The sequence below is a fragment of the Corynebacterium sp. BF-R-2 genome (assembly GCF_024586525.1).
GTDB classification, from domain to species: domain Bacteria; phylum Actinomycetota; class Actinomycetes; order Mycobacteriales; family Mycobacteriaceae; genus Corynebacterium; species Corynebacterium singulare.
In genome coordinates this window covers 75,359-87,350 of the sequence record NZ_JAMFTP010000007.1, presented here as the reverse complement: position 1 = coordinate 87,350, position 11,992 = coordinate 75,359, and the positions used below count along the sequence as shown (strand labels likewise).

The following is an 11,992-nucleotide window of genomic DNA, read 5'->3' as shown; positions in this document are numbered from 1 at the left end:
GTACTTCTTACCAGCAACAAGACCCTTATAGGTCACCGTATCCTCAACGGTCGCACCATTGACAACACGCGGCTGCGAAGAATCCTCAGCAAACTCAGCCTTCGTACCAATCGACGGCGTCAAAGTCTCCTTAGAGGTAACAGTCTGCGCCTCATCCTTCGGATTCTCATGCTGAGCAATGTCATTCGGCTTATCCGAAGACACACCCGGAGTCTCATCACCATCAGCATTGACCTCAACAGAAGTCAACCGCTCAAAGGCAACAGCAGAAGCAACCGGCTTCTCCGCATTATCAACCTTAATCGTGACAACCGCAGAACCCTCGCCACCTTCAGCAGCTACAAAGTCAGCCTCACCAGTACCGTAAACAGAATCCGGATTCTCCGGATCCTCCGGATCAACCAACTTCGCATCCAAGTGGTACTTCTTACCAGCAACAAGACCCTTATAGGTCACCGTATCCTCAACGGTCGCACCATTGACAACACGCGGCTGCGAAGAATCCTCAGCAAACTCAGCCTTCGTACCAATCGACGGCGTCAACGTCGACGGGTTGGAGCCACTGCCGCCATTTTCATCGGGCAGACCCGGCTGATCCACCGGCATGACAGTTTGAGAATCCCTGTCATCAAAGCTTCCTCCCGGGTTTGAAGCCCGAACAACGGTAATAAACAAATCCGAAGGCTGCTGCGGGATCTTCGCCCCTGGTATTTTCTTAAGTACGAGTCGCTTACCATATAATTCGTATGGGACGAATGTATAGCCGGTAAGTTTTTCGAACTCTTCCTCCTTTCCATCGTATTGCGGAAAGTTCTTTTCGTTGCGCTTGTTAGTGTATTTCGGATCTTCCCCGGTAATCGTTGTGGCCGCCCTCGCCCTTGAGGTTTTATCTCGGGCGACAAATGGTATCAAGTAAGTACGGTAAGTACTAGCTGCTTTGTAGTCCTCGTTCGCTATTGCACTTTGCATCTTTTGAGCGAGAATAATCGCGGCGTCGCGATACTGGGGGTCGTCAAAGTTTAGTTTCTTGGCATTCCCCTGTTTATAGACCCAATCTGTCTCATAAGGGACACCGTACGCAGGCTCGATACACCAAGCCCAACCCACATTATTGTCAGCATTAGCATTCTTGGCTGTTGTTTTTGGTGAGGGGGTTCCCGCCCAGACAAGACCGTCCCATGTCTCATCGGTTCCCTGCGAGTTATCCTTTGCCTCCTTCAGACCAAACCTGTCATCTGGCTTAAAATCGGTAGGCTCCGCAGCGCCGGCGTTCCCCCACGGTACGGTCAGCAAAGCTGCTATCACCGCAATGGTCGCAAGAATTGCGGTTAAGAGCGTCCACCCCCTTCGGGGCAAGCTTCTTGAAATATTCATTATGCCTCTTCACATTTGAAAGATATATTCCAGCTCAGTTGCGATCTCGCTGTTCAAGGCACGATTTCGTAGCTGAGCACACCGCAGCCAATCTCGACTTCAACGCTAAGCTATTGATTAGCCCTATAGTGCATACTGAACACTACCACCATTTAACTATCTGCACTTAATACGTTTGCCAGCGTATGCGTAGGAACAGGTTGCAGTGTTGTCATTGTGAACGGCAGCTGTCAGATGCACGCCAGCCGCTGCCAGAGATCTGTGAACTCTCTGGGAGCAGATTGTGATGTGAAGTTTCCGCCAGAATGTGCAGATAGGCGCGGGAGAGAGTTGGCGTCTCTTGAATTTCTGAGCGGTGCAGGCCGCCTGATAAAGCTCTGTATATCTTGATAAAGCCTAGTAGCGCCATGTAGAAGGGCCTTAATCCCAACGCGCTGAGCTCTAGGACGGCACTGCGTTTTCGGCCTCACCACGCACCTGGTTTATAAGCTCAACTCCAGAGACGTCGCTAAGCCTAGTCTTGTTGTGCGCCGAAACGCCCCAGTCTGACCCCCTTGTACCGGAGGGTGCGCCGTTGCCGTGAGTGTCGTGCGGCCATCAGGGCTTCCTACCATGATTTCTGCCACAGCTATCGTCGTGGTCAACACACACGCTTGCTTTTGGTGAAAACCGCCATCGTTTTTCGCTCGCCATCATCCGCGTCAGTGCTAACAGCGTGGCCGCCAAAATTAGCGCTTCTTTTTGAGGCAGAACCCATGTTGCGATTTCGTGCTTGAGCTTTGATTTTCCATCTTTTGAGCGGGGGTTCGGGCTTCCGAATTCTGTCTCAACCTTGCGGGCGGAGCCCTCTGCCTCCTTAGAAGCTGGAGGAACCGCCCGACCCTGAGAATCCCGAGCTAAAGCTGCTGTTGACTCCGCCGCCGCCGCTGCTGCCGGAGCCGGAATCGCGGGCGGCGACGGCATCGCTGTTCCAACTGCTCACAACATAGAACGGCACGTAACCGTTGTAGCCGGAACCAGCGAAGAAATCCTTGTCATAAATATGGGTGCGCTCAGGGCGCTCGTCGGCCTCATTGCGCTTCTGAAGCTGGCTCTGAAGGTGCTCCGACAACAGCGCGGAGCGATCCAGAATCTCCAAGTAGCGCTCCATAAACTGCGGATGGTCCGGTTGGTTGGACAATGCCACGGCGGCATCTTCCAGCTCCTTTGCGTGACGCGCAGCCCCAGAATCAATGTCAGACGCTACATATCCCGCCTGCGCCAGATCCTTGCCCAACTCATAGAGCTCATAGCGGCGGGCATCCACGTCAGCGTTCTCAACGCGATATAGCTTCTCCAGATTGGACTCGGCCGTTTCTACGCGCTCGCACATGAGTCGTGCCTGCGCGATTTTCTCCGCGCGCGAACGAAACTGTTCATCCGGCGCATCGGCAGGGATAGACATAAAGGAGCCGACGGAGCGATCAATAGCTAGGAAGTCATCGCGCAGCCCCTCCCAGTCCTCACGCATGCGCTCGTCTACCAAACCCGACTGCAGCGAATGCGCACGGATATCAATGGACTGCAAGCGCTGTGCAACATCGGTGTACGTCTGGGACACATAATCCCAATCCTCACGCGCCTTCAGTGCCTTCTTTTGTTTGCTGCGGCGCACTCCGCCAACCGTGCCGGCAGCAACGGTTCCTAGGGCAAGTCCGCCTACACCGAGTCCCACGGCCCCGCCGACACGACTCTTCTTGGCGCTTTCAAACCGAGCATCGGCAGCACGCTCAGCATCAATTGCGGTGGACGCGCCGGCGAACAACCCAGCGGGGATATTGCCATCCCGCGCTCCCGGTTTGATGGCGTCGATGGAGCGGCTCAAATGGCGGTCATCCTTACGCAAATCAAGCGCTTTGGCCACGTCCTCGCCCGCGAAGACGAAGGACTGACGCGGGTCAAGGCCCACTCCGATGAACACCTGGCCGTCGGCGAACTTGTCCTTGCCAATGAGCTCTGGATGCTGGTCCCGCAGGTACTCTTCCACAGTGTCGTTGACGTTTTCATGATTCCTGGCGAAAACCACGTAGTGCAGGCCTTGAACCACGTCGGGGGCGGCGATCCGGGAGGCATCGCGAAGCATGCGCTCTTCTTCCTCCGGAGTGAGCACGTCATGTGGATCCATGATGTCCGTCTTCACGGCCTGCTGAGCCGGCTGAATGACGTAGTCGGAGCGCTCAGGAGTGCCGACGGCTGCAAGGGTTGCCCCGGCGCCAAGCCCACCGAGAAGCAGACCACTAGCTAACGCCATCCCGACGATAGCCCCGACGGACGTCACCTTGGGGCCACGGCTAGCAGCAAAGGGTTGAATATCACGGTCCGACGTCACAAAAGTCCTCCATTCCTTGTGCGGGATGGGGCCGATTTTACCCCCAAAACGGGAAACGACGCGGTGCCCCTACAGCAGCCGCGTCGCCCCTATTCCCTATCACTCACAACGGATTGGAGAAACCGTTTGCCTACCCCCTAAGTAGGCTTTGTGAGCGACTTTAACTCTAGCACTATTTCCCCTCGTTGCGATACCTAAAGTCGGAAAATCGTAGTATCTTTAGTCGTTGCTCACCCCGCTCTCACACCACGAGGCCCTGAGCTAGGCTTTTGTTTCTGGGCGCCGCGAAGAGGGTGCCCCCACAACGCCGATCGAGACGGCGATGATTACCCCCAAAATTGCCATCCCGGCAAAGAGCTGTGGGGAATTCCCCCCATTTCCTGCCACCGTAATGGCAGACGTTGCCCACTGCATGGGGAAAAGATGAACAAGGGCGCTCAGTGCCGCATTCAGATCCGTGCCCGTGGACGCCGCCTTCCACGCCCATCCTACGACGCCCACCTGGAGCACGCCGAGCAGGATACCCAGGCCCCACCCCGGGACACCAAGGCCACGAACCAGGGCGAACATCGCGCTTGCCGACGCCACCCCGGCCCCCACCGCCGCGAGCACCGCCCAGCCCACGGCAGTAGCGGTCACACCGGTGGCCAGGAGAACCATGAGAAGGCCAACAACCACACCAATCACTACCGCGCCGCCAATGAGAGTCAGGAGGCGACGCTCAACGCGAGTCAGCAAAGCACCCAACACGCCACCGCCGAGGACAGCGAGCGCGGCCAGCAGCATCGCCACGATGGGACTTAGCAGCTGCGCGGGCTCAGAGTGCTGCTGTGCTGGGCCAGCCACGGTGGGCAGGGCGCGCTGGGCACCCTGAACCTTGGTCTTGTTCTGCTGGGCCATGCCATCAACCTTCTCGGCACCGGCTACAAGCTCATCGACGCCCTTGAGGGCCTCGTCCACCTTGGCGTTAAGCTCACCAATACCGGCGTTAAGCTGCTTGGCACCCTCCGCAGCTTGGTAGACGCCGTCATGATAGGCGTAGCCATTGACCGCCAGTTGGTTTGAAAGCTCACGCGATCCGTCCTTGAGCTGGATGAGCTGGTCCTGGATGGATTGGTCAAACTGGAAATTTTCCACCTGGGCGCGCAGATCACCGAGCTGTGAGCGAATTTCCTTCGCCTCACGGGAGTTGTTGCCCTCAAGGTCCTTGACGGTGCCGTCGATAGCTTCGAGGATTTGGCCACGCACCACGCCGAGGCCGACGATTTGATCGACGGCGCTGCCGACGCCGTCGGCAAGCTCGGTGGCACCATTGCCCAGCTGAGCGGTGCCGGACTGCAGCTGGACAAGCCCGTCATACAGCTCTTGTGAGCCGCCCGCGAGCTGGTCCACGCCGCCGCCCAGTTCGTCTGCGCCGCCCTTGAGCTCCCCGGTACCGTCAGTCAGCTGCTGTGTTCCGTTGGCCAGGAAGCCGGCCTGAGCATTGGCTTCGGTGAGGGCGCGGGCGACGTCATAAAGCTCAGTGGGATCAATCGTGCCGTCACTGGGTGCACCGGCTTGTTCCTCTGACCACGCTTGAGCTGGTTGCCACTGGGACGCAGTGGCAACCACTGCACCGACGATGAGCGGCAGAAGGAAAAGGGCGGCGATCAGCAGCGAGCGAGTGCGCCCTGGCTGCGCAGCTTCAGAAGGAGTAGCGAGGCGTGAGGTCATGGTATAAAAACTATCGCCCACGCTGGGAAAAAGGCGTCAGGCGCGCGGAAAGGCCCCGCCGGAGAGTATCCGACGGGGCCTCGATGTTGAGCGGTCACGTTCCGCTCAACTGTTTACTTCTTCTCAGCGAAGAGCTCACGCACGCGCTTGCCCAGCTGCGGGGAGACAGCGTCCCAGTAGGCGTAGACGCGCTCCTCAGTCTCCGGGGATACACCAGCCATGGCGTTGGTGATGTTGTCCGCCAGACGCTCCTTGGCGGCATCATCGTAGACGTTCTCGTACAGGTCGGTGGCCTGAACGGTGTCGTTGTCCTCAGCGTGGTGAATGTACGGCGCACGGACCAGGTCGATGCCGGCCGGGTCCGGGTTGACGTAGAGATCCGGAGCGGTGGTGGTCTCCTGCTCCTTGAAGCGCAGGTTCTCGTCACCGTCGAGGTAGCCGCCGCCCTTGGCGTGGCGGTTCGGGGAGTACACCGGATCCTCCGGGGCGTTGAACAGGTACTGCATCGGCCCCTCGTGCTCGTAGGTGTTGACCTGGTTCACGGGCTGGTTGACCGGAAGCTGCTTGTAGTTCGGTCCGATGCGGTAGCGCTGCTGGTCAGAGTAAGCAAAGGCACGAGCCTGCAGCATCTTGTCCGGGGACAGGCCAATGCCCGGAACGATGTTGGCCGGATCCAGTGCAACCTGCTCAATCTGTGCGAAGAAGTTGCGCGGGTTGCGGTTGAGCACGAAGTATCCGACATCCACCAGTGGGTAGTCCTTCTTGGACCAGACCTTGGTCAGGTCGAACGGGTTGAAGCGGTAACCCTCGGCCTCAGCGACCGGCATGATCTGAACCTTGACGTCCCAGACCGGGAAGTTGCCTTCCTCGATGGCGTTGTAGAGGTCCTCACGGTGGTAGTCAGCGTTCTGGCCGGCCATCTCGCCTGCCTCAGCGTCGGTGAAGTTCTCCACGCCCTGGCGGGACTTGAAGTGGTACTTCACCCAGAATGCCTCGCCCTGCTCGTTGACCCACTGGAAGGTGTGGGAACCGTAACCGTTCTGGTGGCGGGTGGTCTTCGGGGTACCGCGGTCACCCATGAGGTAGGTCACCTGGTGGGTGGTCTCCGGGTTACGGGTCCAGAAGTCCCACTGCATGTCAGCATCGCGCAGGCCGTTAGTACCCAGGCGCTTCTGGGAGTGGATGAAGTCCGGGAACTTGATGCCATCACGGATAAAGAACACCGGGGTGTTGTTGCCCACGATGTCGTAGTTGCCCTCTTCGGTGTAGAAGCGCAGCGCGAAGCCGTGAACGTCACGCCAGGTATCCGGGGAACCTTGCTCACCAGCAACGGTGGAGAAGCGGCCCATCATCGGGGTAACGGTGCCCTTCTGGAAGAGCTTGGCCTTGGTGTAAGCGGACACATCCTCGGTGACGTGCAGCTCACCGAAAGCGCCGTGGCCCTTCGCGTGCGGGGTGCGCTCCGGAACGCGCTCACGGTTGAAGTGGGCCAGCTTCTCAATGAGGTGAATGTCATTGAGAACAACCGGACCGTTCTCACCATTGGTGATGCTGGTATTTTCGGTGGCCACCGGCTGGCCGGACGGGCGGGTGGTGTTCGGGCCACCCGGGGCACGCTGGCCCTTGTCCAGTACCTTGTCTGCTGCAGATTCGTTCGAAGCGTTAGTCATTGGGGAAAATTCCTCCTAATTCGGTTGATAATTTGAGGATTATTATCAATCTCGGACGTTTCATAGCCTACCGCCGAAATATGACCCCCGCAACAGGTTCACCAAACCTGACGCCACCTCACAGCGATAGCTAAGGTGACCCACCGCTGCTGGTAGATTGTGGGAGGTGAAACCCCACTCCGAGCGCGATGATACGCGCGTTACCGACCTTGCACTGAAGGCGGGACGCGGCGACCGCGCAGCATTAACGGAGTTCATTAAGTCCACCCAGGATGACGTCTGGCGCTTGCTTGCTCACCTCGGCGGACCCGACATTGCTGATGACCTGACCCAGGAAACCTACCTGCGCGTCATCGGCGCCCTCCCCCGCTTTGCCGCGCGTTCCTCTGCGCGCACGTGGCTACTCTCCCTTGCCCGCCGCGTATGGGTGGACAACATCCGCCACGACATGGCACGCCCCCGGAAATCTGCCACCGAATATGAGGATGCGGCAGCTTTAGCCCCAGCTCCCGAGAACGCCGGCACGTGGAGCGAATGGATCGACGCACGTTCGCTTATCGACGCCCTCCCCGACGATCGCCGCGAGGCCCTCATCCTCACCCAGGTACTGGGCTACACCTATGAGGAGGCCGCCAAGATTGCCGGAGTGCGCGTGGGCACCATCCGCTCACGAGTCGCCCGCGCACGAAAAGACCTCATCGACCACCGCGGATAATCGTTACCGAGCCGTTATAAAGTGCAAGCCTCGACGTACACACCTGCACAGACACTGAGAACATTACCCTACTGTCACACGCATCACACCGCGTTGAGACCGTTTCAGCTGGAAAATACCTGTCCGCCATGCCTAATGTTTTTCGAGGCACACGTGATAAATCGATAGTCGACCCGGGCCGCGCGGCCTCCGACCGCCCGCATCACGCCTCAAAAAGTGACGACCCCCGGCTCGTGTGAGATTGAGAGACCTCTTAACCTTATGTGGAAACGCGCAGTGGCCATTTCTATGGCCTTTATCGGCGTCGTCGTTGGCGCCGGCTTTGCATCTGGACAAGAAGCGATGCAGTACTTTGTGGCATTCGGCAATTGGGGCCTGTGGGGTGTGGTACTTGCCGCAGCCCTCATGCTGATTACCGGTGTTTCGATCCTGCAGTTGGGATCGTACTTCCAGGCTGATGAGCACACTGCCGTCTACGACAAGATCAGTGGCCCGATCATCTCTCGCGTCCTGGACTATGGAACGCTTGCCACGCTATTCGCCATCGGCTTCGTCATGTTCGCCGGTGGTGGCTCTACTATTAGCCAGCAGTTCGACGGCGTCCCCATTTGGGTCGGTGGCGCGATCATGCTCGCCTTGGTCCTCCTCGTCGGCCTCCTCGACGTGGACAAGGTGACCTCCGTCATCGGCGCGATTACGCCGTTCATCATTATCTTCGTCGTCTTTGCCACCGGGTACACCATTGTGGTCACCGATGTAGATTGGTCCTCCGCCAACGAGTTCGCCGTGGCACAGGTGGAAAGCCCAATTGGCAGCTGGTGGCTGGCAGCCCTCAACTACACCGGCCTCAACGTCATGTGCGCGGTGTCCATGTCCATCGTGATTGGCGGCAACATCCTGGATAACCGCGCCGTGGGTATCGGCGGTTTCTTCGGCGGCATCATCTATCTTGTGCTGCTGGCTCTGCTCGTGGTGTCCCTGTACATGGTGGCCCCTGAGGTCAACGGCCAGGATCTTCCGGTTCTCACGCTGATTAACAACGTGAACCCGGCGCTGGGTTACTTCATGACCTTCATCATCTACGGCATGGTCTTCAACACCGCCATCGGCATGTTCTACGCCATGGGCAAGCGCCTGACCCGTAAGAAGCCGAAGCTGTTCTACCCCGTCTACGCGGGCGCCTGTGTCGTCGGCTTCATTCTGTCCTTCGTGGGCTTTAAGAAGCTGGTCTCCAGCGTCTACCCAATTCTGGGTTGGATCGGCCTGCTCATGATCGCGGTGATGGTCATCAGCTGGATCACGCAGCGCGACAAGATTACCTCTGAGTCCCGCCGTCGTGTGCGCGCCCGCAAGCTGGTGAAGCGCCGCTTGGACCCGCGTGAGCACTTCACCAAGAAGAACGAGCGCGAGCTGCGCAAGCTTGCTGCAGCCTCCAACATGAAGACCGAGGAGTTCGTGGAGACTGTTGCCGAGGAAATCCACGAGGAACTCGAGGCGGATGACGAGATCGAGTACGACCGCGAGGACCCGGATCCGTCCGTGACCTATGTGGAGCACACTCAGCCTGAGGTTCCCAAGAACTAGCAGGGGCTCACAGGACTACGGCTGGAGAGAGCTCGGCGCTCTTATCGGCCCTCGAAACGAAGAAAGTCCGCCGCCAGATAAAATCTGGGGCGGACCTTCGTTGTTTTTGGCTGTCAATAAGGCATCCCGGGCCTCTCGGACCTCTCGGTCCTTTTCGGGCGCACCCTATGGGTGCGGCGTCTTAGACCAGCAGCTCCGCAATCTGAATAGTGTTGAGGGCTGCGCCTTTGCGGAGGTTATCACCGGAGACGACGAAGACGAGTCCCTTGTTGTCCGCGACCGTCTGATCCTGGCGGATACGCCCCACGAGGGAGAGGTCAATGCCGGTGGCAGCCAACGGGGTTGGAACGTCGACGACCTTGACACCGGAGGCATTGGAAAGAACCTCGCGGGCCTGCTCCGGAGTAATCGGCTTCTCAAATTCCGCGTGGACGACCATGGTGTGGCCGGTGAAGACCGGAATGCGTACGCAGGTACCGGAAACCTTCAGCTCAGGGATGCTCAGAATCTTGCGGGACTCGTTGCGCAGCTTCTGCTCCTCATCGGTCTCCTCCGAGCCATCGTCAACGAGGTTACCGGCCATCGGCAACGCGTTATAGGCAATGGGGGCCACGTAAGGGCCGAGCTCGTCCTCAGAGACGTCGAGCACGGAGCCGTCATGCGCCAACTCCACGTTCTGGTGGCCCAGGGATGCGACCTGCTTGGCCAGTGTCTCCACACCAGCGAGGCCGGAGCCAGACACTGCCTGGTAGGAGGCCACGCGCATGGTGGTGAGACCGGCGGCGTCGTGAAGCGCCTTGGTGACCGGCATAATTGCCATCGTGGTGCAGTTCGGGTTCGCAATAATTCCCTTGGCAACGTTCTTCGCCTCTTGCGGGTTCACCTCAGAGACAATGAGCGGAACCTCTGGGTCCTTGCGCCAGGCGGAGGAATTATCCACCACGGTGGCACCCGCCTCCGCAAAGAGTGGAGCGTACTGCTTGGAGGTAGAACCACCCGCAGAGAACAACGCGATATCAATTCCGGCGAGGCTCTCTACGGTCTGCTCCGCCAGATCCTCCACAACAACCTTGTCCTCACGGAAAGTCAGTTCTTGGCCTGCCGAACGCGCGGAGGCGAAGAAACGGACCGTGTCAGCCGGGAAATTGCGCTCTTCCAGGATGGACCGCATCACGCGGCCGACCTGCCCGGTAGCACCTACAACTGCAACAGTGGTCATGACGTTAACTCCTTGATCCTTAGTGCGTTCTCTAGCGTCCGGTACCAGCGTAGACGGTGGCAATCTCATCGCCACCCAGTTGGAACTTCTCATGCAGTGCGACGGCAGCCTTCTCCAGGTCTGCCTCGCGGGTAAGCACAGAAATGCGAATCTCGGAGGTAGAGATGAGCTCCATGTTGACATCGGCATCACGCAACGCCTCGGTGAAGTCAGCGGTCACACCTGGGTGGGACTTCATGCCGGCACCGACGAGGGAGACCTTGCCCACTTGGTCGTCGTACAGCACATTGGTCCAATGGCCGTCTTCCTTGAGCTTGGCAAGAAGCTCCATGGCGCGCGGGCCGTCAGCGCGCGGGCAGGTGAAGGTGATGTCAGTGGTGCCGGACTCTAGGGAAGAGACGTTCTGCAGGACCATGTCGATGTTGATCTCTGCATCCGCAATGGCACGGAAGACCTTGGCGGCCTCCCCTGGGCGGTCCGGGATGCCGAGGACGGTGACCTTGGCCTCAGAACGGTCGGTAGCGATGCCGGTAAGTACTGCTTCTTCCACGGGGATATCCTCCATTGAACCGGCGATGAGCGTGCCGGGGTCGTTTGAATAAGACGAGCGAACTCGCATAGGAACGTTGAACGCGCGGGCGTACTCGACGCTGCGCAGAACCAAAATCTTGGAGCCCACTGCTGCCAGTTCCAGCATTTCCTCAAAGGAAAGCTTTTCCAGCTTCTGGGCATTCGGCACGATGCGCGGGTCAGCGGTGTAGACGCCGTCCACGTCCGAGTAGATTTCGCATACATCTGCCTTGAGCGCTGCCGCAAGAGCGACTGCAGTGGTGTCTGAGCCACCGCGGCCGAGGGTGGTGACGTCACGGGACTCCTTATTCACTCCCTGGAAGCCGGCAACGATGCAAATCTTGCCAGCGTCCAGAGCCTCGGTGAGGCGGCCTGGGGTGACATCGATAATCCGGGCATTACCGTGGCGCTCAGTGGTGAGCACGCCGGCCTGGGAGCCAGTGAAAGAACACGCCTGGGCACCCAGAGATTCCACCGCCATCGCCACGAGGGCGTTCGAAATACGCTCACCGGCGGTGAGCAGCATATCCATCTCACGCTGCGGTGGGACCGGGTTTACTTCAGCGGCAAGGTCAAGGAGCTCATCGGTGGTGTCTCCCATGGCGGAGCACACGACGACGACGTCGTGACCCTGCTTCTTCGTCGCTACAATGCGCTCCGCGACGGCGCGGATGCGCTCTGCGCTTTCGAGGGAGGATCCCCCGTATTTCTGTACGACTAGGGCCACTGATGGTCCCACCTTTCGTTTTCGCGAGGGCCAATACCTGTTCACCGCCCAA

At 58.9% G+C, this 11,992-nt stretch carries 8 protein-coding genes; 2 read left to right on the top strand and 6 right to left on the bottom strand.

Annotated features, from left to right (window positions below):
* The 4 genes from M5J09_RS06265 to M5J09_RS06250 form a co-directional block, all read right to left on the bottom strand.
* Positions 1–1,374, bottom strand: a 1,374-nt coding sequence (locus tag M5J09_RS06265; protein ID WP_257157315.1) for a VaFE repeat-containing surface-anchored protein, incomplete at its 3' end; no start/stop codon positions are given.
* An 856-nt stretch (positions 1,375–2,230) separates the two neighbouring features.
* On the bottom strand, positions 2,231–3,742 hold the full coding sequence (locus tag M5J09_RS06260; protein WP_257157314.1) for a DUF5129 domain-containing protein: 1,512 nt from the start codon (positions 3,740–3,742) through the stop codon (positions 2,231–2,233).
* 261 nt (positions 3,743–4,003) lie between these two features.
* A complete protein-coding gene (locus M5J09_RS06255; protein WP_257157313.1) occupies positions 4,004–5,455 on the bottom strand; it encodes a hypothetical protein in 1,452 nt (483 codons plus the stop codon).
* Positions 5,456–5,568: 113 nt separating this feature from the next.
* Positions 5,569–7,125, bottom strand: a complete 1,557-nt coding sequence (locus M5J09_RS06250; RefSeq protein WP_257157312.1) for a catalase — start codon at positions 7,123–7,125, stop codon at positions 5,569–5,571.
* Positions 7,126–7,291: 166 nt separating this feature from the next.
* Between M5J09_RS06250 and M5J09_RS06245 the strand changes: the two genes are divergently transcribed.
* The gene (locus M5J09_RS06245; protein WP_070538405.1) at positions 7,292–7,840 is read left to right on the top strand and encodes an RNA polymerase sigma factor; all 549 of its coding nucleotides are present in this window, start codon (positions 7,292–7,294) and stop codon (positions 7,838–7,840) included.
* 261 nt (positions 7,841–8,101) lie between these two features.
* On the top strand, positions 8,102–9,424 hold the full coding sequence (locus M5J09_RS06240; protein WP_257157311.1) for a hypothetical protein: 1,323 nt from the start codon (positions 8,102–8,104) through the stop codon (positions 9,422–9,424).
* A gap of 181 nt (positions 9,425–9,605) precedes the next feature.
* Here the strand turns inward: M5J09_RS06240 and M5J09_RS06235 are convergent, their stop codons facing one another.
* On the bottom strand, positions 9,606–10,643 hold the full coding sequence (locus M5J09_RS06235; RefSeq protein ID WP_070538408.1) for an aspartate-semialdehyde dehydrogenase: 1,038 nt from the start codon (positions 10,641–10,643) through the stop codon (positions 9,606–9,608).
* 31 nt (positions 10,644–10,674) lie between these two features.
* Positions 10,675–11,940 (bottom strand): aspartate kinase, encoded by a 1,266-nt coding sequence (locus tag M5J09_RS06230; RefSeq protein ID WP_257157310.1) that lies wholly within the window; start codon positions 11,938–11,940, stop codon positions 10,675–10,677.
* Positions 11,941–11,992 lie beyond the last annotated feature (52 nt).

Bases quoted from the DNA above. Each gene is read 5' to 3' on its own strand.
- M5J09_RS06240 (WP_257157311.1), top strand. From the start codon at position 8,102: ATGTGGAAACGCGCAGTGGCCATTTCTATGGCCTTTATCGGCGTCGTC.
- M5J09_RS06250 (WP_257157312.1), bottom strand. From the start codon at position 7,125: ATGACTAACGCTTCGAACGAATCTGCAGCAGACAAGGTACTGGACAAG.
- M5J09_RS06255 (WP_257157313.1), bottom strand. From the start codon at position 5,455: ATGACCTCACGCCTCGCTACTCCTTCTGAAGCTGCGCAGCCAGGGCGC.
- M5J09_RS06235 (WP_070538408.1), bottom strand. From the start codon at position 10,643: ATGACCACTGTTGCAGTTGTAGGTGCTACCGGGCAGGTCGGCCGCGTG.